The sequence below is a fragment of the Paenibacillus sp. Y660 genome (assembly GCF_057221575.1).
This window is the reverse complement of the sequence record NZ_JBXBBJ010000010.1, coordinates 54,773-77,014: the sequence shown is the minus strand read 5'-3', so window position 1 is coordinate 77,014 and position 22,242 is coordinate 54,773. Positions and strand designations below refer to the sequence as shown.

17 protein-coding genes and 2 pseudogenes are annotated in these 22,242 nt (G+C 40.5%); 17 read left to right on the top strand and 2 right to left on the bottom strand.

Translation table 11 applies throughout. From position 1 onward, the window contains the following. Positions 1 to 32: 32 nt before the first annotated feature. The 12 genes and pseudogenes from AC2TDN_RS13735 to tnpC form a co-directional block, all read left to right on the top strand. On the top strand, positions 33 to 1,613 hold the full coding sequence (locus tag AC2TDN_RS13735; protein WP_484688382.1) for a hypothetical protein: 1,581 nt from the start codon (positions 33 to 35) through the stop codon (positions 1,611 to 1,613). Between the two features lie 20 nt (positions 1,614 to 1,633). After that, positions 1,634 to 2,305 (top strand): YveK family protein, encoded by a 672-nt coding sequence (locus AC2TDN_RS13730; RefSeq protein ID WP_482066197.1) that lies wholly within the window; start codon positions 1,634 to 1,636, stop codon positions 2,303 to 2,305. A 10-nt stretch (positions 2,306 to 2,315) separates the two neighbouring features. Next, on the top strand, positions 2,316 to 3,053 hold the full coding sequence (locus AC2TDN_RS13725; RefSeq protein WP_482066196.1) for a CpsD/CapB family tyrosine-protein kinase: 738 nt from the start codon (positions 2,316 to 2,318) through the stop codon (positions 3,051 to 3,053). A 19-nt stretch (positions 3,054 to 3,072) separates the two neighbouring features. Beyond that, positions 3,073 to 4,122: a glycosyltransferase gene (locus AC2TDN_RS13720; protein WP_484688381.1), complete on the top strand. Its 1,050-nt coding sequence runs from the start codon at positions 3,073 to 3,075 to the stop codon at positions 4,120 to 4,122. Continuing rightward, on the top strand, positions 4,116 to 4,961 hold the full coding sequence (locus AC2TDN_RS13715; protein ID WP_484688380.1) for a beta-1,6-N-acetylglucosaminyltransferase: 846 nt from the start codon (positions 4,116 to 4,118) through the stop codon (positions 4,959 to 4,961). Before AC2TDN_RS13720 ends, AC2TDN_RS13715 begins: the two co-directional genes overlap by 7 nt. A gap of 15 nt (positions 4,962 to 4,976) precedes the next feature. After that, positions 4,977 to 6,278, top strand: a complete 1,302-nt coding sequence (locus tag AC2TDN_RS13710) for a UDP-glucose dehydrogenase family protein (protein ID WP_484688379.1) — start codon at positions 4,977 to 4,979, stop codon at positions 6,276 to 6,278. 33 nt (positions 6,279 to 6,311) lie between these two features. Further along, positions 6,312 to 7,370 (top strand): glycosyltransferase family 4 protein, encoded by a 1,059-nt coding sequence (locus AC2TDN_RS13705; protein ID WP_484688378.1) that lies wholly within the window; start codon positions 6,312 to 6,314, stop codon positions 7,368 to 7,370. A gap of 16 nt (positions 7,371 to 7,386) precedes the next feature. Then, positions 7,387 to 7,845: a PssD/Cps14F family polysaccharide biosynthesis glycosyltransferase gene (gene pssD / locus AC2TDN_RS13700; protein WP_482066191.1), complete on the top strand. Its 459-nt coding sequence runs from the start codon at positions 7,387 to 7,389 to the stop codon at positions 7,843 to 7,845. After that, a complete protein-coding gene (pssE, locus tag AC2TDN_RS13695) occupies positions 7,842 to 8,351 on the top strand; it encodes a PssE/Cps14G family polysaccharide biosynthesis glycosyltransferase (RefSeq protein WP_484688377.1) in 510 nt (169 codons plus the stop codon). Before pssD ends, pssE begins: the two co-directional genes overlap by 4 nt. A 14-nt stretch (positions 8,352 to 8,365) precedes the next feature. Beyond that, complete coding sequence (gene murJ, locus AC2TDN_RS13690) at positions 8,366 to 9,910, top strand: murein biosynthesis integral membrane protein MurJ (RefSeq protein WP_484688376.1); 1,545 nt, start codon at positions 8,366 to 8,368, stop codon at positions 9,908 to 9,910. Next, complete coding sequence (locus AC2TDN_RS13685; RefSeq protein ID WP_484688456.1) at positions 9,910 to 11,133, top strand: polysaccharide pyruvyl transferase family protein; 1,224 nt, start codon at positions 9,910 to 9,912, stop codon at positions 11,131 to 11,133. Before murJ ends, AC2TDN_RS13685 begins: the two co-directional genes overlap by 1 nt. A gap of 304 nt (positions 11,134 to 11,437) precedes the next feature. Next, positions 11,438 to 12,169, top strand: a pseudogene (gene tnpC / locus AC2TDN_RS13680) (IS66 family transposase); the annotation flags it as partial. Positions 12,170 to 12,570: 401 nt separating this feature from the next. Here tnpC and AC2TDN_RS13675 read toward each other — a convergent pair. After that, the gene (locus AC2TDN_RS13675) at positions 12,571 to 13,653 is read right to left on the bottom strand and encodes a hypothetical protein (RefSeq protein WP_482066188.1); all 1,083 of its coding nucleotides are present in this window, start codon (positions 13,651 to 13,653) and stop codon (positions 12,571 to 12,573) included. Between the two features lie 630 nt (positions 13,654 to 14,283). On the opposite strand from AC2TDN_RS13675, the gene AC2TDN_RS13670 reads away from it, so the two are divergent. After that, complete coding sequence (locus AC2TDN_RS13670) at positions 14,284 to 14,817, top strand: VanZ family protein (protein ID WP_484688375.1); 534 nt, start codon at positions 14,284 to 14,286, stop codon at positions 14,815 to 14,817. A gap of 66 nt (positions 14,818 to 14,883) precedes the next feature. Here AC2TDN_RS13670 and AC2TDN_RS13665 read toward each other — a convergent pair whose 3' ends face one another. Further along, on the bottom strand, positions 14,884 to 16,536 hold the full coding sequence (locus AC2TDN_RS13665) for an alginate lyase family protein (protein WP_484688374.1): 1,653 nt from the start codon (positions 16,534 to 16,536) through the stop codon (positions 14,884 to 14,886). 514 nt (positions 16,537 to 17,050) lie between these two features. Here AC2TDN_RS13665 and AC2TDN_RS13660 point away from each other — a divergent pair. From AC2TDN_RS13660 to AC2TDN_RS13645, 4 genes and pseudogenes are all read left to right on the top strand, one after another. Further along, positions 17,051 to 17,888: pseudogene (locus AC2TDN_RS13660) on the top strand (transposase). Between the two features lie 180 nt (positions 17,889 to 18,068). Beyond that, positions 18,069 to 19,526: an extracellular solute-binding protein gene (locus tag AC2TDN_RS13655; RefSeq protein WP_484688373.1), complete on the top strand. Its 1,458-nt coding sequence runs from the start codon at positions 18,069 to 18,071 to the stop codon at positions 19,524 to 19,526. Between the two features lie 79 nt (positions 19,527 to 19,605). Continuing rightward, positions 19,606 to 20,865 (top strand): S-layer homology domain-containing protein, encoded by a 1,260-nt coding sequence (locus AC2TDN_RS13650; protein WP_484688372.1) that lies wholly within the window; start codon positions 19,606 to 19,608, stop codon positions 20,863 to 20,865. Between the two features lie 198 nt (positions 20,866 to 21,063). Then, positions 21,064 to 22,212: a DUF418 domain-containing protein gene (locus AC2TDN_RS13645; protein WP_484688371.1), complete on the top strand. Its 1,149-nt coding sequence runs from the start codon at positions 21,064 to 21,066 to the stop codon at positions 22,210 to 22,212. The last annotated feature ends 30 nt before the right edge of the window (positions 22,213 to 22,242 follow it).

The following is a 22,242-nucleotide window of genomic DNA, read 5'->3' as shown; positions in this document are numbered from 1 at the left end:
GGAAGCGTGAAAAGAAAAGTAGGCATTTATTGGTGATTATTTCCGTTGTACTGCCCCTTGTGTTGTCCTCCTGTACGTTAGATTTAAATCAACCGGTTGTAACCACAGTGGATTCAGTTGAATTTGCTGCTACGTTTAATGGTGTGGTTGGGAAGGGAAGTATTAAAACGGAGTTGATAGGAATTGGGCAAATTGTTCCAACAAAAACGACTAGTCTTTATTTCACTAATATATCCGGGCCTCTCTCGCAACTAAATTTTAAGTTGAATGACGTGGTTAAGAAGGGCGATTTATTTGCTGAAATAACGCCTGCCGAAATCGAGAATCAAATTGTGTTTCAACAAATCGTCGTGGAGAAAGTCAATCTCAGGCTATCTCTTCTCAACGATTCGAGTGAAGCAGGTATTCAGAAGAGCATCGAGCTAGTACAAATGGAACTGATTTCTTTGCTACAGGCACAAGGGAATCAATCGGTAAAGAACCAGATGGCACTTAAGAAAGCACAGCTCGCGCATGAACAGTTAATCGCACAGAAAGAATTGACCGAGAAAACCAGGGAGACAAACGTACAAAAGCTACAGCTCCGACTCGAGCAGATTGATAACAATATTGCTTCAGCCAAAGCGACTATTCAATCGCAGCAGGAAACACTGGACCAGCTCATTGCCAACAAGAAGGCGGTAGAGGAAGCGGAAGCGATCGTTTCTGCAAGAACTAGATTGGAGCAATCCAAGCTGAATTTAAGCAATCTCGAAAAAGATAAACAGCTGGCTAAAGTGGACTTGGAAGTCGCGCAGTTTCCCTATACCCAGTTAGGATCCGAAGCAGAGGTCATGGACAGCGTGCAAATTTCTATCGATGCAGCACAGCTGTCGCTTGATGAAATTGAAAAGTCGAATGTGGAAAAGCTGGATCAGTTCGGCGAGGAAATCTCTCAGGCTAAGGTAAGATTGGAGCAGCTTAAGCTTCAGTTGGATGCGGCAAACAAGAACAGCTTCTTCGAGAGAAGGATGGCGGAGCTGGATAAGAAGAGCGCGGAGCTCTCGCTTGCTCAGTTAGAGAAAAGTTTAGCTAACAGTAAGCTATACTCACCGGTAGACGGGGTTGTCTCTCAAATAGAAAATGTGTCCATTACGGAGTTAGTGAACGGGGGGCAATTGCTAGCGAAGATTGCCGATCCGAAAATGCTTGTATTGCAGCTTACGGCGGTAGATGCTAAGTATGTAACTAGCGCTACGAGTGCCGTACTCACAATCGGTAACACGAAATATGATGTTGAAGTGCATACGCCGAAGCCTGGTGAGCAGCTTGAAGTAATTGCTAACATTCCCGGAAACAACGCAGCAAATGCAAGTAATGTATTCCTTTCTTTTAAGGGTAAGATGCCAAATCTTAAATTCGGAGAGACAGAGCAAGCCAAGTTGGAGCTAGAGAAGAAAGATACAATCGTTATTCCGAAAAGCTATATTAAAGTTGAGAATGGAAAAACATTCGTAGATATTATGAATGGCAATGAAGTGAGTACGGTAGAGGTAGTTAGAGGATTAGAGACAAAAGAAGTTATAGAAATTTTGAGCGGCATAAAAATAAACGATAAAATAGTGCGGAAATAGCGAGAAGAGGAGTTAAACAAATGAGTATATATCGACTCTATCAGGCTATAAAACGGAAAATGTGGTGGATTGTCCTTGCGGCTATTCTTAGTTCCTCATTGACAGCTGTGTTCAGCTTTATGACTGCAACGACTGTATATCATACGGAAACTTCCTTGTATATCATGAACCGGAGTCAATCGGTGTTGACGGGCGAATCGATTAATCTTCAAGATATTGCGGTTAGCCGTCAGCTCATAACCGACTACAGCCACATTTTACTGACTCGAAAAGTGCTTGAACCTGCTATGGAAGAACTTAATGCTAATGGGATTAATGCTCAGGGGATTGAAAGTGTGCTTTCTGTTGACTTAAAAGATGAATCTAACATCCTGTCGATCGGTGTTACATGGCCAGATGCCGTCCAAGCAACAAAAATTGCAAATGCAGTCAGCCGTTCTTTTACGAACGAAATTAGCAGCTTGATGAATGCAAGCTCGGTAGGCATACTTGATGAGGCAACAATTGCATACCCAATAGTACCAAATCATTTGAAGCTGATAATTAGCAGTTTCTTTGCGGGAATTTTCGCAGTGATTGGAATCATATATGTGCGCGAACTATTCGATAACACGATTCGATCAGCTGACGATATCCAAGGCCATATGGATTTAAAAGTAATTGGCATTATTCCTGACCATAACATTAGTTGAGAGGGTAGGGATGTTCGTGCAGACTAAAACATTCAATGTCTATAATCTAGAGAATAGAGCCGTTCAGGATGCGTTCGCCATGCTCTCGGCGAATATTCACTTGAGTGGTGGTAAGGATGACCAAACTAAAACGCTTGCCATTACGAGTTGCAAACCAAAGGTTGGTAAAACCTCTATTGCAATCAGCTTGGCAATTACAATGGCGGGTTCAGGTTGGAAGGTACTCCTTATTGATGGAGATACTCGCAAACCGAGTGTCGGTAAAAGATTGGGTGATAATTCTTTGCTGGGACTTTCGGATTATTTAACCGGGAACGCAAATCTTGAAGATGCTCAGTGTATGACGAATATCAATAATTTAATGTATCTGCATAGCGGTGAATCAAGATCGAATCCGATAGCTACTCTGTGCAGTGCTCGCTTCGAGGATCTTATCCGAACAACCCGGAGTCAATATGATTTTGTTATCTTTGATACGCCGGCATTGAACTCTGTTGTTGATGCGTCATTAATTGCATCACGGGTAGATGCCACACTATTGGTAGTTGAGATGGGAGAAACGTCTTTAGATTCTTTGCGACCGGCTAAGGAGCAATTGGAAAAAGTAAACGCCAATATTATGGGCGTGGTACTGAACAAGGTCAGAAAGAATGATTATAAAAAGTATTTTGCTGCGTTCGATTATTTTCTTGATGGTAAGAAATTTGTCAACCAGCGTGGCGCTAAGTTGAAGCGTAAAGCAGATTAATTGCCGTAAGGAAAATACTATGAAACCGTTGGTTAGTGTGATAGTTCCTATCTATAACGTACAACCGTATTTAACCCGCTGCGTGGAATCATTACTGAGACAAACCCTCGAGAATATTGAGATTCTGCTGATAAATGATGGATCCACGGATCAAAGCGGCATGTTTGCAGATGAGTATGGAAGAATGGACAATCGTGTAAAAGTGCTCCATCAAGAAAACGCGGGGCTATCTAGCGCAAGAAATACAGGATTGCAGCACGCAACGGGGGACTATATAGGATTTGTCGACTCGGATGATTGGGTCCGAGCTGAAATGTTCGAAACACTATATAAAAGTGCTGTTACGCATGATTCCGATATTGTGATGTCAGGTTTTTACCGAGTAACGGAGAATGGGCGTACAGAAGAACACCCTATCATTCTCCGTAAACTGTTGTATGAAGGTAAAGCGGTTATCGATGAGATATTGGTCAGCATGCTGGGGTCCCAGGCAGAGGATAAATCGGATATATGTTTAGAAATGTGCGTCTGGAAGAATCTGTACAGGCGCTCATTGCTCGTACAAAACGGAATCCAATTTCTATCTGAAAGAGAATATATCTCGGAAGATATTGTCTTCCATTTGGACATCCTATTGCTTGCTGGGAGAGTGAGCGTAGTCAATCAATCATTCTACTACTATTATTTTAATAGAGTCTCCCTAACGCAGTCGTTTAGGAAAGATCGTTTTGAGAAAGAGTGTGTACTCTTTCTCTATTTAAACAATAGGCTCAATGAATTAGATATGGGAAATTCTAAGGATAGGCTAATAAGAACATTTATTGGCAGAACTCGCGTTTGCATCATTAAAGAATCCAGGGATAATTCTGCTGATGGACTTCTTATACGTGTAAAACGAATAATTGGGATTACGACTAACTCTGTTGTAGTTGAAGCGTTAACCCAGTACCCTATTCGTTTTTTACCTTTCCGATTAAAATTTGCATCCTACTGCATGAAATATCACCTAATTATCTTTTTGCCGCTGGTTTATGTGTTGCGAAGAAGAAGTCATATAAGTGGATGGTGATTCTGAATGTGAAGTACGCGATTTGTATATTAGCACATAAGAAACCTATGTTGCTGTACAAGATTGTTAAACGTTTAAGAAGTCCCATTACGGAGATATTTATTCATTTAGATGCAAAATGCAATGTGGAAGAATACTGGTTCATTGAAGGTGTAACATTTATTACCGATAGAGTGCGCATACATTGGGGCGGGCGTACGATGGTTCAGGCGATGTATCGGCTTATCAAGCATGTCGTACACGTAACCGATTGCGACTACATAATGTTCGTTAGCGGAGAAGATGTCCCTACTATTTTGCCTCGTAGGTACATGGAGATCTTGGACCCATCAAAAAATTATTTGGAATACAACCAACTTCCATGGGAAGGATGGCCAACGGGCGGGATTAATCGAATCAATCGATATTATCTGTTTAATTCGGCCGATTCTCTGTTATCAAGGGGCTCTTTGTATGTTCAGAAGTTACTAGGCATCTACAGGCGTTATGTGAATAGACCGTTTGTCGTACATGGCGGCAGTCAATGGATCAACATTAACCGTGAGGCCGCAGAATATATACTTGACCAATGGGATGAATATTATTCTTTTTTTAAATATTCTTATATCCCGGACGAGATGATCTTTCAAACGATATTGATTAATTCACCGATCGCAAGTAAGGTTGTCAATCACAATCTAAGGTATCTCCATTTCGAGCCAAATAACCGACATCCTATATATCTGAGTGAAGAACGCTTTAAATCAATATTGGGTACTTCCGCATTGTTTGCTAGAAAAGTAGAGAATGAGGATATTTTTGAAAAGCTTGCTAGAATGGCAGATCAATTCTATGGATAAGGAGAGAAGTAAGATATGAGAATAGCAGTTGCGGGGACCGGATATGTAGGTCTTGTCACCGCTGTTTGTTTGGCGGAAAAAGGACATGAAGTCATTTGCGTAGACATCGATTCGAAAAAAATGGCCTTGCTGGAATCGGGAATCTCCCCGATCTATGAGCAAGATTTGGAAGAGTTAATGCGGAAAAATGCATCAAGGATTCAATATACGACGCAATATCAGAATGCGTATGTAAACGCGGACGTGATTTTTATAGGAGTAGGAACGCCAGAGAAGAAGGACGGCTCCGCAAACTTATCATATTTGTACGCAGTTGCAAAGGAGATTGCGCAATCTGTTGTGCATGATTGTGTTGTGGTTCTCAAATCAACGGTCCCTATCGGTACGAATGATAAAATCGAAAGAATGATGAACGAGCACAAAAATACAGATGCCAAAATTGAAGTTGTCTCGAATCCGGAGTTTCTGGCGCAAGGAACAGCGGTTCGAGATACATTGTTTCCAAGCAGAATTGTAATTGGTGCAGACAGTCAAAGGACTGAACAGGTTATGAGAGAGTTGTACCAAAACTTTAACGCTCCCCTCTTGGTAACCGACCGAAGAAGCGCCGAAATGGTTAAGTATGCTTCAAACGATTTTTTGGCCCTTAAAATATCATACATCAATGAAATTGCTAACCTATGCGAAATTGTTGGTGCTAATGTCACGGATGTAGCACAAGGGATGGGATTTGATCCTCGAATAGGTGATAAATTTCTAAATGCGGGTATCGGCTACGGAGGTAGCTGCTTCCCGAAAGATACGAAAGCTTTACATTGGCTGGCGAGCATGAATGATTATGAGCTAAAGACGATAAAAGCGGCAATCGAAGTAAATGAACAACAGAAGTTAAGATTGGTGAAAAAGACTAGGAAGTACTACGACAACTATGAAGGACTGACAGTTGCCGTACTGGGGCTTACCTTTAAACCGGGTACTGACGATTTGCGCGAAGCACCCTCGCTGGTTAATATTCCAATATTTTTGGAAGATGGGGCTAACGTAAAGGTTTACGACCCGGTTGGGGTAGAAAACTTTAAAAAAGCTATGGACCAAATGGGTGTTAGCAATGTGGACAATTTAACGTATTGTAACACGATTGACGAGACGGTCACCGATGCGGATGTTTGTTATATTTTCACGGAGTGGAAGGAAATCAAAGAGTATAAGGTTGAGAGGTTTGCGGAGCTTATGCGAAAGGCCATCGTCTTAGATGGCAGGAACTGCTATGTCAATCAGTCACTTAAAAATATTATTTATGAGTGTATTGGCAGATAGTATAGATATGAAATAGCGCAAATGAGGTGTCATATGAAAGTACTTGTAGTTGGAAATGCCAAGTCTGTTAAAGGGGGGATAAACTCGGTCATAATCTCGCTTCAGAATGGGGTCGAGCGCTGGTGTCCGCAGATTGTGACAGCCCGGTATCCCTCTTATATTGATAAGGTTAGTCCGCTGCTAAGAATCTTATTTTCGGTATTTGCGATGATCTATTTTATTGGCAAAGCGGCCCCCTATCCAATAATCCATCTCCATTCGGCGGCACACGGAAGCTTTTATCGAAAGACAGTTTACACATATTTGGCCAAGCTCTCTAGGAAGAAGTTGGTATTTCACATTCACGGCTCCAGCTTTGAACGGTTTAGAGAAAAAAATAAAATTAACGCATGGATTGTAAGAAAAACACTTAACCGAGCCGACGCTATCATAGTTTTGTCTGAACAGATGAAGGATCTAGTTCACCGTTATTCAGATAATGTATCGGTGCATGTATTGCCCAATCCGATTGAAATTCCAGATTCTTCAGGGGCAGATACAACCGGGACGACTCGGGAAAAAGTAAACGTTTTGTTTCTTGGCGAGATTGGCCAGAGAAAAGGAATTTACGATCTAGTGGAGGCTATATCGCGATTGCCCCAATTTACGCAAGATCGGCTGATGTTACATGTTTGCGGTAATAACGAAATCGAAAAGCTGCGTTCTATCGTGATCGAGCGGAGGCTAAATCATTGTATATTCGTGCACGGCTGGATTGATGGAGAACAGAAGAAACAGTTTCTAAGAGATGCCGATATCTACGTATTGCCCTCATATGCTGAGGGATTACCAATTTCCATCCTGGAAGCTATGGCATACTCCTTGCCAATAATCAGCACCAATGTCGGAGGTATTCCAGAAATTGTTCAACCAGGTACAAATGGTTACATTATGGAGCCGGGAGATGTTGATGCGTTAGCGAATTCGCTCGAGCAACTGGCAAACAACGCAGAATTGAGAAGCAACTTAGGTCAGAATAGCAGACGTTTAGTAGCAAAGCATGATCTTGAACTTGTTGTCGATCAACTACAAAAGTTGTATCTCGAATTATAGGGGAGGCATCGTAGAATTGAAAATTGCACTTGCATGTTCCGTCGGGGGACACTTAACGCAAATGAGACAGCTGGAGAAGTTGTACAAGGGGCACGACTACTTCTTCATTACTGAGAATACTTTGATGACTCGGGAATTGTTGAAAAAGGAAAAGGGCTACCTATTGCATCTAAATAATAGAAAGAAGCTCAGTTTCTTACCGTTATTCGTCATCAATACCTTTAAATCGCTCAGTTTCATGATCAAAGAAAAGCCGGATGTTGTGATTTCAACCGGCGCGCTATGCTCGATCCCTGTATGCTTAATCGCTAAATTGATGAGAAAAAAGTTAATCTTCATTGAAAGTTTCGCTAAGATGCACAGCCCGACAATCACCGGACGAGCTCTATATAGATTTTCGGATATGTTTATTGTGCAATGGGAGAGTATGAAGAAGTTCTATCCAAAAGCGATTTATGGGGGGAGTATTTATTGATACTCGTAAGTCTAGGGACACAGGATTTCCAATTTAACCGGTTGTTGCAGGAAATTGATCGACTCATTGAAGACGGTGTAATCGCAGATGAAGTATTTGCTCAAGTTGGTTACTCCGACTACAAACCAAAGCATCTTAAAACGGAACAATTTACGGACTTTGATTACTTCGAGGAGCTTTTGGATAAGTGCGATCTGTTAATTACGCACGGCGGTACGGGAACGATTGTGGGCGGATTGAAGAAGGGTAAGAAGATAATAGCTGTTCCAAGATTAAAGCAGCACAAGGAGCATGTAGATGACCATCAAACAGAAATTATCGGGCTGTTTGCTGAGCAAAATCTAATTATCGGGTTAAATGTTGTAGAGGAGCTTGAGAATGCCATTAGAAACATTAATTCTCGAGTTTTTAAAACGTTTATAAGTGGAAATGATAATATCGTTAATTTAATTCATAATTTTATAACCATTAATGATAAAGGTTTTGAAAATAAGAAGAGATATTAAACTCCAGAGGTATTATGAAGAAACTATTAACTGCAAGTCTTGCGCTATTTATCATTAGTATGTTTAGTAAAATATTGGGTTTTATTAAAGAGACACAGATTGCGTACTTTTTTGGAACATCGTTTGAAGCTGATGCGTTTTACGTTGCACTAACACCTAGTACTTTGAGTATTACCTTTGCTTTAAGTTTTGCGGGAGTTTTTATTCCCATTTACGTTTCAAAGTTAGAATTAAACAGAGCAGATGCGCAAGCATTTGCCAACAGAGTAATCTCTATATGTTTAGTGGTAACGATGCTTATCTGTCTAGTTAGTTTTATCAGAGGGGATCTGCTGGTTAACCTAATAGCCCCTGGAATTGACCCGTACGCCAAAGAACTGTCCATTACAATGATAAAGATAATGACTCCCTTAGTATTTGTTTGTATCGTCATTCAGTTATACACTTCTATGCTTAATAGCTTTAATAGTTTTGTTTTACCAGCTATCAGTATATTACCAACCAACATATTAGTCATCGTATATATGTTGTTTTTTGCAGATAGTCTCGGCATTATTGGAGTAGCGTATATCACGTTAACTTCCTTTTTTGTCCAATTGGCACTGTTACTTTTTATGTTAAAAAAGTTTGAGTATAATCTACGACCAACCATTAAAGTATTCGATGTCTCAACGAAAGAATTCTTGTTGCTACTTATCCCCCTACTCATAAGTACTGGATTTAGTCAACTAAATGCAATTGTTGATCGAGCGATGGCCTCAACATTGGAAGATGGGAGTATCTCGGCATTAATGTATGCTTTTAGACTTAGGGGATTGGCAACAGGTATCTTTATAGCTGTGGTTATTACTATTACTTTCCCTAAGGTAGCAAGGCTGGTAAACCAGGAAAATCATTTTGAACTGATAAAAATCACCCAAAAAAGCATCATTGTTCTTTGCATTGTTCTTGCACCTATGACAGTTTTCTTCCTGTCATACAGTACGGAAATCATCGAAGTGTTATTCGAGAGAGGAAAGTTTAATAATCGTGCTACTTTTATGACAGCAGGAGTATTTGGAATGTACGCATTAGGATTAATCGGAATTGCAATTAGAGATATACTGACTCGTACTTTCTACTGTTTTAAAGATACCAAAACTCCGACAATAATAATGATTGTTGGTATGATACTAAATATGATACTCTCTGTCGTACTCGTAAGATGGATAGGGCTTTCTGGGATTGGGATTGCTTCAAGCTTATCATTATCATTGGTTTCAATTGTCATGTTTTATAAATTGCAGAAAAAAATGAATGGTTTTTGGTCAGCTAATATAAGGACTAGCTTCTTAAAGATACTAGCTGCCACATTTATTACATCTATAATTATGGCTGGAAAGTTGCTTGTTCCCCATTGGTACTGGAATGACGATTACTCTAATATGGGTAAAATGGGATTACTTGGTTTAGGGTTTTCAATAAGTGCTATTGTCTTCCTTTTAGTTCTGATCGTTCTGAGAGAGCATGTTACTATACGGGTTATTCATACGGGAAAAAAGATGATTGAAAGACGGTGATGGATTTGAACATCCTGATTATTAATGCTCATTCCTCAAGAAATAAGGGTGATGCAGGTATATTGCTTTCTATGATAGATTCAATAAGAAAGCAAAATCCTAATATAGAAATTAGAATTAAAAGCAGGTTTCCAGCTGAAGATCAAAAAGCTTATGATGTTATAGTAAATGAGGCTGTTTATAATGTTTCTATTGATCCTAAGGTATCGAAAATCTCAAAGCTTAGTTCAGCATTAAAGCTATTAAAATTATTGTCTAAACAGGCCACTATAGTTGACAAAGACTATGAGTGGGCGGATATGGTTGTTAGTTGTGGCGGGGGATTCTTATTATCTCATGGTTTTAGTGTTGCACTGTTGCAACACCTTGTTCAAATTAAGGCGGCAGCTGATAATAACAAGCCACTGATAATCTACGCTCAATCCATTGGGCCTTTTTATAACAAAGCAATGCAGGTATTCACGAAGAATGTATTGAATGGTGTGCAGCGTATATTTATACGTGAAACTATATCTCAAAAATGGCTGGACAAGATAGGTGTTAAGAAGGATATTGTGGAGTTAGTACCGGATTCAGCCTTTTGTATGGCGATGAAAGAAACTTCGCTTATTGGTGATATTGTTAGTCGACTGAGAGCTAACCATGACGGACCGCTCATAGGAATTACTGCACGGGATTGGAATTTTCCGGAGGTAGTGGATAAACAATTATATCGGATGAAATATATTCGAAGCTTGCAGTCTGTCTCAGAGTATTTACATAAGCAATATAATGCAAAGGTAGTTTTTTTGCCACAGGTCCTGGGACCAAACTCCTTTAATGATGATCGAATTATTAGCAGAGAGATTTTGGATGAAATAAACGCTGACTTTGCAGAGTTAATTGACTATGACTTTCATCCGAGAGAACTGAAGTATCTGTACTCAAAGTTAGATATGTTTATCGGTACTCGCATGCATTCGAATATTTTTGCATTGTCCGCTGGAATTCCTACAGTAGCGATTAACTACGAACACAAAACCAGAGGTATAATGGAAATGCTTAATTTGAGCGACTATGTAGTAGATATAAACGAAATCACGCCTGAAGTTATCATTGAAATGAGCCAACGTTGCTGGGAAAAGAGAGATAAATTAAATGAGTACCTACAAGGGAAGATTCCAAGTGTAGTGCGAGATGCTGAAATACCCGCAATGTATATCAAAAAAACGCTTGGAATATAGGGGAAAAGTGAAAGTTGAGTAAGTGTCAAACTCCCCCCCGCTTTCGAATTGAGCAATCGCTATGAGATAATCCTCCTCAGTATCCAATCAGAGGAGGATTTTTCTATGGGCAGAGAGGAGATTTGAATGAAATGGGAAGCGCGTATCAAGGCGTTTCATGCATGTGACGTCAAGGCTACCCATTGATGCAAAGCCAGTCAAATCGATCTTCGTCAGCTTTACGCTTAAATGAAGAAGCTAGTTGTGTCATCTCTAGCTCCTCCAGTTAAATGGACGACCTTCATTCTTGTTCAGATGTCTGCATCGCACAGATATGCCGATCGTTCTCTACGACTACCGGCCGACGTGCGGCGATGAGCATCCGAGGAATTTCCTCCAAGGAATCAGTGGCTACTTGCACGTGGATGGCTATCTCGGCTACCACAAGGTCAAGGACATAACCCAAGTCGGATGCTGGGTCTATGCACACCGTAAGTTCGACGAGGTATTAAAAGCATTACCACCTGTGCAGGACAAGACGGCGTCCGCTGCCCAGCAAGGACTTGCTTTCTGCAACCAGCTATTCGCGATTGAGCGCGACCTGACCAAGGCGACAGCAGATGAGCGCAACACCATCCGTCAGGAGCGGAGTCTCCCAGTCTTGGATGCTTATTTGGCTTGGCTGAAGCAGCAGCGCTCGCGCATACTGCCGAAGAGCAAGCTCGGAGAGGCGATCAAATACAGTATAAATCAGTAGGAGAAGCTGACGGCATTCTTGAATGATGACCGGCTTGAAATAGACAACAATCGGAACGAACACACAATTAATCCGTTCGTCATAGGACGAAAGAATTGGTTGTTTGCTAATAAGCCACGCGGTGCCAAGGCAAGCGCGACTATCTACAGCATCATTGAAACGGCGAAAGAGAATGGTTTGAACCCGTTCAAGTTTCTTCAGTATCTCTTCGAACAGCTACCCCAGCTAGCCGATCCTAAAGATTCGGATACGCTGAACAAGTTGTTTCCATGGTCGTCGTCATCGCTGTTGCTAACTTGACGCGTATTTAAAAAAGAATAAACATCCAAAGCAATAGCCTTCATCTTGTTTTCAAGATGAGGGCTATTTGACGCTTACATATTAGAAAATATGTCACAGAAATACGTAGACAGCCAGCCGCTATACCGGCAGGAGTAGCAACTCACTCTCTCGGGTCAGAGCCAGTCGTGTTAAGCTATGGAAAACTGGATATTGTATGGGCGCAGACACTGAGAGCGGTTATGTGCGTATTTGTGTCTAAGATAATATGAAAATACTCCGAATGATCATCGTGCATTCCAGTGAGAAGTCTATTAAGTCGTTCATCGTTGGATGTTCGAAACTAAGCCCTGTGGGCGTCAAAGCCAGCTCGACTATAACAGCGTAGTTGAAACTGCTGTAACTTTCTCTCCTGGCCGCTCTCAAACTCGCTGATCTGGTGTATATTGTATGACGAGAATTTCTTCTTTAGATTTGTGCAGTACCGAAAGTGCGATCCCTGTTGTAATAAATATAAAAACATTTTGTGGTGCACTATTAAAGATAGGTTCACCAAGGGATTCAAGAATTGCATGTACAAAAATTAATCCTGAAAAAAGGATGAAAGTTTTAAAAATCGGAGACTTTTGACTTCTGTATCCAATGAAGAGCTCTTTGGTTATTATGACAAAGAGTGATGCCATAATAATCAGACCAAGGAATCCGGTTTCTCCTATAACACTAGGCCAGTAAGTATCAGTTGCAAAGACAGGGTTTTCCGGGCGAAGCCCCCATATCTTATCCATACCATACTCATAGTAAACCGGAGAATAGTCTGAACGAGCAATAAAGCTCCCATATCTGCCAAAACCAACCCCAATAGGAAATTCAGTTTGTCCGATCATAAAGGATACTTTATATAATGCTGCTCTAGCTGATTCGTACATGTCGACTGCGATGTATCTTTCAATTGTTAGTTTAGTTAATTCGACGACATATTGACCGCCTATAAGCCATCCGATAATGAAAAGTATAGTTAAAGGAATTGAGAAACCGAGTGCCTTTTTTACACCATCAAGTAAATAAATAATAAGCCAAATGACTAGAATGGCTAACATAGCTTTAAATCGAAAGGACAACAATGCAAATAACATAAAAAGACCTGAGACATAATAATATTTATTTTCTTTCATAATCTTTCCAGCAGCGACGCAGTATGCTGCAATGAAGACGGTAAACCAACCGAAGATTCCGGGATGAATAAATAGCGATTGAACCGACAAAATTCCGATTCTAAATTCATGCTCAAGACTCCTGTGCACCAGTTGCCTGAAACTTTGCCAAAACAATAGGTCCACTACAGCAAAAATCAATACGGTAAAGGCCAAGAGCTTGACAACTCTAATTAGCCGTTTTATATCATTCTCCGAATACTGAAGATTTGCAAATACGAACAAATACATAAGTCCTTTCATAAACAGAAACGCGCCAAATAAAGCGGTTTTTAGAGGGACATCCTGAATCATACATGATATAAAGCCTAGCGCAAGTAGCCCGAGTAAGGTATACAATATGCTTTTGCAACGTATTATTTTACCGCGAAGAGAATTAAGGATAAGGGAGGTAAACCATATGAGCAAAAAAAGTTCATCAACATATGACACTAAAGAGCCAAGAAGGGTTGAAAACATGTTAATTGTTCTTAAGAGTGTATCCTGAAAAAGAATAATAACCAAAAACCCTGGAATTATCGCTTTAATCTTCGACTCGTCAGTGAAGTACTCCGCAGAGAGGAGGTAGATCACGAAAAGTATGATTAAAAGAGATAAAAAGGGTTGTTTAAGAGACAAATAACTAATGACTACAGAAGAAATCAACGTAATAAAAGTTAAAATAATCTTACTTTTAATCATTATCATAAAAGTGTCCTTTCAAGTGGCTAAAGACTAACAGAAACAATCATGTACTTCTTCAAGAATAGTACATTTTTATGGAAATAGCTATAAAAATTAACTTCAATTTTCGGGGCAATAAGCACTTTGGATCAACTCTGGAGAAAACGGGATATAATTTTCGATTAAACTCTGGTACTATTATACTAGATCATGTCGAATTCTGAAAGTGTATATTGACGAGGATTGAGAGGAGTGGAAGAGTTGAGTGAATCGAAAAAAGTTCGGTGGATTGTTATAAGTGTTGTGTTTATCGTGCTAATTGGATTCATAGGTATAACACGTTATTTTACTGAACAAAGCGGCAAGGAATCTCAGGATAAGAGTTCAGCAATTGCGACGTATATTGAAGAGGCCGTGTCGACACATTTCGTTGTGAATCGGGAGGATACCTTTTGGAGACTTACGATTAATCACTTAGTCCGAAAAGCAGCCCATTTTATTCTCTTTTTATTCGTTGGCTTGTTCCTCTGCGGATTGTTGAATGTTATTACCCGAAAGGTATGGCTTTCGTTTTTAATATCAACCCCAGTATGTGTCGTGCTTGCTTATTTGGATGAGTTTAGGCAAAAGTTTGTAGATGGGCGTGCCGCGCAATGGTTTGACGTTCGAATTGACTCATACGGAGCGATGCTTGGCATCATTATCACATCGTTATTCTTTATTGCTCTCTTTAAGGTTCAGGATCTAAAGAAACAGGTAGAGCGACTGGAGGATAAGCTATATGGATTTAAATAGTATTTACAAAGAATAGAGCCGCAGCTAAGTCTGCTGCGGCTTCATTTCAAGGTCATGAGAATTGTATTAGTTTCGTATGAGCACGTCGTCTACATATACGGTACCGATGGTTTCCCATCCGCCGGCAATCTCAAAGCTGGATAAAGATGAGACGCGGCTTTTGAACGGGATTTTACTTGCAACCTGGGCATCATCCACATATACATCGAATTTATTAGTTGCGCTATAAGCGATAACTTTTATTTTGTGCCACTTCTTGGGGGAATGGGTCGTCAGCAAAATATCCTTTCCTTCGCTGCTTCTGTAGCAAAGGCCATTAGAAGTCAGTACAAGCTGAATCGCCTTAATAGAATTTCCCGAAATAATGAAACTTGTAAAGTCGAAGGATTTCGTATACATCATACTCCAATGCAGTTCGACTTTATTGTATTGGTTTAAAAAGTTAAGTCCGACTCTGCTATTGCCTTTTGAATTTGCGTCCGAAATCGCAATGCTTTTGTTTGCTTTATCGATCACATCGGTTACGGTCACACTGGCATTCCAGTTTTTTTTGACGGTCCACCCTTCCGGTGCTTTGCCAAGCTGATCATGATTGAAGTGGTGCTGCTTCAAGACGTTATTGCCGGTAGTGGCGGATATAAGCGTGGGAAAGGACCATGCAATATGTCCCAATACTTTTATCGGTCTCTTTTGTTCGGCAAACTTTTCGTAACTTGCATTTGAATATTTAACGGACATGGCTTCGAATAAATTATGTGGCCACCGATCATTCTTAGCAGGTGTACTCGGATTCTTGTGGTGCGGCCACTTCGAAGGGTTTTTCGTGTAATATAGCAAGTAGTCCAGGGCGCTCTTAATGGTTTTGCCACTAGGGGATTTCCAATTGTAGAGGTCCAAGCCCGTTGCGTTCTGTACGATATGAGCAGAAGCGGTCATCGGCGCCAGAGCAAAATAAGTATACCAGATCCCGTTTTCCCCTCGCTTTGTTTCTTCTGGCATCGAACCATTTGGCGCGATAGATGAATCGATCTTCTGTTTGAGTCGCTCAATCTCTTTTATGAAGTTAGCTTCATCGTCGAGGTAGTGATACCCCAGCAAAGCACCATAGATACCCCAATCCCCCCAGTTATTTTTAGCGGTTTTTATCTTATTAGCACCTTCATTGAGATAAGCGTTTAATACCCACGCCCTGAACTTTTTCTTGGAAGAAGCAGTCCATCCGGGATATCCTTCAATTAACTCTGCAGCCAGAACGAAGGAAGCTCCACCATTTACCATCACCAGTTCGCCGTCTACCCCGCTGGCACTAACATTCACGGACGCCCAGTTGTTGAGGATGGATATTGTTTTTTCTGCATACTTTTTATTTCCTGTATATTTGTATGCCAATGCTGACGAGTAGGCTGCATTTCCGTCGTTTCTCAAGATAGCTGCGGCTTTAGACTGTCTCACCGGATCGACGTAAAATCCGGGAACGTTAAAGTCCTCAATCGCGCTGGGCATTTCCTGTTGTTTGGAATCTGCATAGTGGATTAAGTCTTTGTATGCAGCCAGAATAATAGGATCTTTGTTTTCCAATTTAGCTATTGAGTCGGAGATTTGTTGCTCTGAATAGTAGCCGCCGGGGTGCGGAAGTGCCGTGGCTAAATTATTCGTAGACAATAGTATGCTGATTGACAACGCTATGAAGTTGATGAACCGCTTTCTTGCAACATTCATGCCATACCCTCCTGAAAATAAACAATTTTAATCGTTTAGAATTGGCAGCTCGCATGGAGCCTGTATCATCTCAATCGCCAGTTCATTCTTGCTCGTAAAGGATAGTCCCTTCTTCTTGCAATGTTTTCGCGAAAGTACGGACGGTAATCCAAGCATACGCCTGTCCATTTGACATAACATGCGTTGATCGGCAAGTAAAATTGAGGAAATGTAGCGCAATTCTACAAGTCTCAACATGACAATTTTTTGCAAGGATTAAGTTATTATATTCATAATAACGTTTTGGCGCTAGGAACTCGACTAAAATTAAATTTCCGACTTGCCACGGATAAAGGACGCTGTGAGACCATCGATAGGTATCGCGAATACCTATGGAATAAAAGCAGTGGAAACAAGGATACACTCGATTAGGGGAACTCTGAGCAATAAGCGTCTCCAAAATAGGTGTGCCTTGCCAGGGCCAACTATAATGCTACATATAATCTAGACAGCAAAAAAGGAGTTTCTTAGTTGTATGACGACAAGCAGAAGAAAGTTCAGCCCTGAAGAGAAAGCACGCTTAGTGCTGGAAATTCTGAAGGAAGAAAAGACGGTATCGCAGATCGCAACTGAGGAGGGTATCCATACAAATGTCCTCAACCGGTGGAAATCAGAAGCCGTCCAAAACCTATCGCAATTGTTTGTCGATGATCGTAAAGGCATCACGAAAATGAAACAGGAGTACGAGCAGCAAATCGACGAACTCAACGGGGAGGTTGGCAGATTGACCACCCAATTGTCGTGGCTCAAAAAAAAATCTGGCCTCTAACCTGTCTCGCGACGAACGAATAGACTTATGGGAATGGGACTGCCCTGAACATTCCATTCTCATACAAGCGGATCTTCTAAGCCTAAACCGCTCCAGTCTGTATTACAAGCCGCTACCTCCATTTCCAGAGGAATACGCCTCAAACACCGGATTGATGAGCTTTATACGAAGCATCCGTTCATGGGCTATCGAACGATCGCTTCCATTATGAATCGTGAGAACGATTCGATTCATGAGAACACCGTGCGGCGATATATGCGCGAAATGGGAGAACAATGTTCGCATCAGTATGGATGGAAAAGGTCGTGCAACAGACAACATCGCAATCGAGCGTTTTTGGCGTAGTCTGAAGTATAATGAAATCTATTTGAGCGAGTATAACAGCCCGCGTGAGACTCGAAAAGGCGTCAGCAGCTATATTCATCTCCACAACCACTACTTGCCGCATCATTCTCTACAGAAGCATACGCCAGCTGCTGTGTATAACCGTGAAGTTCATTTGCGCCATAGTAACTTTACTCAGGATCTTTTTTCGTACAGTTGATGTTCGACTCTAAAAAAATTTATACCTATTTATATCTCTAAACTGCTATAATTGTAAGATTATGAAAAGTTTTCATTTTCAGCAATAACAAAAATATCTAGCTGGAATGATTTTGTTTTGAGTTTATTCAACTATAGATTATTTAAAAGTTTAAATGAATATAACGAGATTCTTTTTTACTTGGATGATTTAAAAGTTCAAAATATACGCAAAAAAGGGATGGTTCCTGGTTTTGATGCGACAATGGAAATAAGATTTCTTGTAAAAAGTGAAGGGAATATGAAACGGGCATTGTATGTTACTACCCGATTAGAATCAACTATATTGGAGGCAGTGATTGTGAAGCGAATATTAGTTAATATTGTGGTTTTGATTTCTTGCTTTTGTTTGTTAATTGCATGTAGTAATAAAAATGAACCAAAAAAAAATATTGAAGATATCATTATTACAGTTTTATATTTTGATGAATCTTCGTTCTTTCAATTTTATGGTGATTATATTCGATCTCAGTTTCCTGGTTTGAATATTGTGGTGTTACCAACAAAAGGATTGAATATTAATGAAACAGAGGAGCTTATAAACCAAAAACAACCTGATATAATGGTTATTGATAATTTGAGTTTATTTAGCAAACTGATTGAAGACGGAAAACTTGCTACGTTAGATTTAGAGTCTGATGAGGATTTTAAATTCTCGGAGATAAATCCCATTATAGTGGAATCATTGAAGGAAATAGGGAATGGGAACTTATACGGACTAGCTCCTTTTTTGAACTCAAGGGCACTCTTCTATAATAAAAAGTTATTTGAGGACAAAGGAATAGATTATCCGAGAGATGGCATGACATGGCAAGAGGTTTTGCAGCTTTCTTCTGGATTTTCTGAATCAAGAGACATATATGGTTTAGATCCTTGGTTGAGCGAGTCCGATTTTATATTTAATGTTGTGGGCCGAGCCTCCAATCTTTCTATAATGCAAGCAAAAAAATTAGAAATTAGTTTAAATACAAAAGAATGGAAATCTACTTTTGAATTTGCAACAAAACCATTTAAAGATGGAGTAATATATCAAGTTAATAGTGACGACAATAAGCTGGAAATGTCTCGAAACGAATTAGTTAATGGAGATATATTCTTATCAGGCAAGGCGGCGATTGCATATAGGAGCCCTAATTTCATGACTCAGCTGAAGCAGACCGACATTGAATGGGGATTGGTTTCAGAACCTATCTCTACATCTAATCCTAATCAAGCAAGCGGGATGAGTTTTAACGAAATTTTCGCCGTTAATAATAGTACAGAAAATAAAGAAATGGTTATGCAGGTATTCAAATATTTAAACGGATCAGAAATAAGTAAAATAAGATCTAGACAGCTCCTGGGTCTCCCTGCGAGGACATTAGAAACCTTTAATGGTCATGATATTTCTTCATTGTATAAGTTAAAGCCTAAACTTGATATTGTAGATCAGAGCAACATTCCAGTCGAATTTTGGGCTGAATTTTATATGAAAGCTGATGAACTATTGAAGCTAGTGAACCAAAATAAAACGAGTGTTGATGAAATGTTAGTGGAATTGCAAAGCTGGTCAGAACAAACAATCAGAATATATATAGATCAGGGTAAGATTATTAAATAGCTGTATGGAAATATGACGCTATAAGCTGTGAAGATGGTTTAAAGATGTCCTCGGGTGGCGGATAAAACTATCTTATTGGATGATTTGCATTGATCGTTGGATCAAGAAAGCAACACCGACACTAACACCAACAGCAACAGCAACAGCAACAGAACCACCGACAACAACAGCGCCACCAGCATCAACAATAGGACTACCACCAATTACAATAGAACCGACACCGCAACCATCATCAGCTACTGTAAAAGAATTGAAACCGGAAGAGCTGAAACCAGCTAATGGTGAAGTGTCGATTACTGTTGAAAATAACAATGATCAAGTACTGTTGCCGGCTGCGGCTGCGGCTTTGACTGGAAACACAGTAAAAGTCTCAAATAACGAATTATCCGCAGAAATCCCTAACACGCTTATTGATCAGCTGAAAAATCTGATACCAGCCGATCAATTGAAAGATGCAAAGATCTCTTTCTCTTTTGAGAAGAAATCTAGCGAAGACGCCAATAAGAATCTGAATGACTCCCAAGCGAAGCTGAACAACACTACATTAAAAGCTGCTGGAGAAGTTTATGAGTTCACTCTTGCGATCGCAACAAAGGATGGCAAGGAATCAAAACTAAGCGCATTCGACAAGCCGATAACGTTAAAATTCAAATTAGCTGAAGGTGCGAAAACAGATTTGGTTGGCGTATATTATATGGGTAGTGACGGGCAATTAGAATACATCGGTGGCCAATTAACGGACGATGGCTACATTATTGCAGAAGTTAGTCACTTCAGTACCTACGCGGTTCTTGAATTCCAGAAGGAGTTCAAAGACGTAGCTGCGAATTATTGGGCTGCTAAAGCTATTAGCAAATTAACAGCTAATCACGTTATTAACGGAACAACGGACGCTACATTTTCACCTGAGAAAAAGATTTCTCGTGCTGAATTCACAGCATACCTCGTCCGCAAATTGAATTTGAAGGCTGATGGACCTTCTTCATTTAAAGATGTTGCAGCCGGAAAATGGTATGCGGAAGCTGTTGCCGCCGCAGAGAAAGCAGGAATTGTTAGCGGGAAAACAGCAACAACGTTTGCACCCGAAGCTAGCATTACACGGCAAGAGATGACGGTAATACTGATGAAAGCATATATGTACTCAAAAGGAATAAAAATAGATTCTTCTGCAGTGACGACTACGTTTGCGGACCATGCAGAAATTGACAAGTGGGCTGTTCCTTATATTCAAGAAGCGTTTAAGCTTGGATTGATCAACGGACGCGGAAATAACCATTTCGTTCCGGATGGAAACGCCACTCGCGCTGAAGCCGCTCAAGTCGTTTCTATGTTGGAATAAGTCAAATTACATGAAGAGGCTGTCCCCAGTTTATTTGTGGGGCAGCCTTCTTTTTATTATAATTTAGGTCCTTTTTTTCCTTAAATGTCGTATTCATATGACACTGTCATATGAAAAGGCTGACTGCTGTGAATATCTCCTGTTTCCTTTCAGAGCTAAAATAAAGATAAGAACAGAGCGGAAGGGATGATGGACGTTATGAAAGAGAATGTCGGCAGATTGCGTTTGTTGGATATTTTACGAGGCTTTGCTATTTTGGGGACACTTGGAACGAATATTTGGATCTTTGCTCATATGGGGGACTTGAATTATGTATTCACGTTTAACGGTATGGAGTGGTGGACATCCTTCCATGAATTTGTAAGAGTTTTTGTCCTGTTCTTGGTAAATGGAAAGCTGCTTGGCTTGCTCACGATTATGTTCGGGATTGGACTCGAGATGAAGTACCAGCAGGCATTAAGAAGGGGGAACGCATGGCCTGGGGTATATATATGGACGTCGATTATTCTTATGGCAGAGGGATTTATCCATTTCACTCTTGTGATGGAATATGATATTTTGATGAGCTATGGGACCACGGCAATCCTTGCTGCTTTTATTATAAAAGGCGGAGACCGCGCCATTCGCAGAGCGATGATGATCATCGGCGGCGTGCATGGGGCTATTATGCTGCTAATTCTGTGTTTAGGAATCTATCTCGGCGCAATCGGCGCTCATATGTCCTTAGGCGATATGAAAGAAACGGTGTTATTATATAAGGATGGCAGCTGGCTTCATCAGGCAGCTTTCCGGCTAACTCATTTTTTCGCGCTGCGGTTAGAGGCATTTTTTGTAATCCCCATGAACATTTTTCTATTCCTGCTAGGCATACGAATGATGAGGTCTGGATTTTTTGCTTCTGAGGAGAGTGGTAAGAAGAAACGGAAGAAGCTTCTCTACATCGGACTATGCGTGGGCATTCCGCTTAATTTGCTTATTTTTGTACCCGGCGGCTACTTTGATTTGCCAGTACGCTATTTATTTGCGCCAATTCTATCTCTCGGATATATCGGGTTAATCGCTAAGCTGGTAGAAGCAAATGAGAGGCTATGGCTGTGGAACAAGCTTGAACAGGTAGGCAAAATGTCACTCAGCTGCTATGTGATGCAGAATGTCATTTCTTCTGTCATTTTTTATGGATGGGGCTTCGGTTTAGGCGGCAAGGTGAATTCGGTAACCATTGTATTGATTTGGATGTCGATTTGTTCTATTCAAATCATTTTTGCTTCCATATGGCTGAAGCGATTCAAGTACGGTCCTATGGAATCAGCGCGAAGATTCACTTCAGGTCTCATAGGAAAATCATAGTCTGATTGATAAACGGATAAGGTGTCTATG

What these genes read in the sequence shown, in the direction of transcription:
- AC2TDN_RS13710 (WP_484688379.1), top strand. Translation starts at nt 4,977, where the DNA reads ATGAGAATAGCAGTTGCGGGGACCGGATATGTAGGTCTTGTCACCGCT.
- AC2TDN_RS13720 (WP_484688381.1), top strand. Translation starts at nt 3,073, where the DNA reads ATGAAACCGTTGGTTAGTGTGATAGTTCCTATCTATAACGTACAACCG.
- AC2TDN_RS13675 (WP_482066188.1), bottom strand. Translation starts at nt 13,653, where the DNA reads ATGATTCAGGATGTCCCTCTAAAAACCGCTTTATTTGGCGCGTTTCTG.
- AC2TDN_RS13705 (WP_484688378.1), top strand. Translation starts at nt 6,312, where the DNA reads ATGAAAGTACTTGTAGTTGGAAATGCCAAGTCTGTTAAAGGGGGGATA.
- AC2TDN_RS13715 (WP_484688380.1), top strand. Translation starts at nt 4,116, where the DNA reads ATGGTGATTCTGAATGTGAAGTACGCGATTTGTATATTAGCACATAAG.
- AC2TDN_RS13685 (WP_484688456.1), top strand. Translation starts at nt 9,910, where the DNA reads ATGGATTTGAACATCCTGATTATTAATGCTCATTCCTCAAGAAATAAG.
- AC2TDN_RS13725 (WP_482066196.1), top strand. Translation starts at nt 2,316, where the DNA reads ATGTTCGTGCAGACTAAAACATTCAATGTCTATAATCTAGAGAATAGA.
- AC2TDN_RS13650 (WP_484688372.1), top strand. Translation starts at nt 19,606, where the DNA reads ATGATTTGCATTGATCGTTGGATCAAGAAAGCAACACCGACACTAACA.
- AC2TDN_RS13665 (WP_484688374.1), bottom strand. Translation starts at nt 16,536, where the DNA reads ATGAATGTTGCAAGAAAGCGGTTCATCAACTTCATAGCGTTGTCAATC.
- murJ (WP_484688376.1), top strand. Translation starts at nt 8,366, where the DNA reads ATGAAGAAACTATTAACTGCAAGTCTTGCGCTATTTATCATTAGTATG.
- AC2TDN_RS13730 (WP_482066197.1), top strand. Translation starts at nt 1,634, where the DNA reads ATGAGTATATATCGACTCTATCAGGCTATAAAACGGAAAATGTGGTGG.
- AC2TDN_RS13645 (WP_484688371.1), top strand. Translation starts at nt 21,064, where the DNA reads ATGAAAGAGAATGTCGGCAGATTGCGTTTGTTGGATATTTTACGAGGC.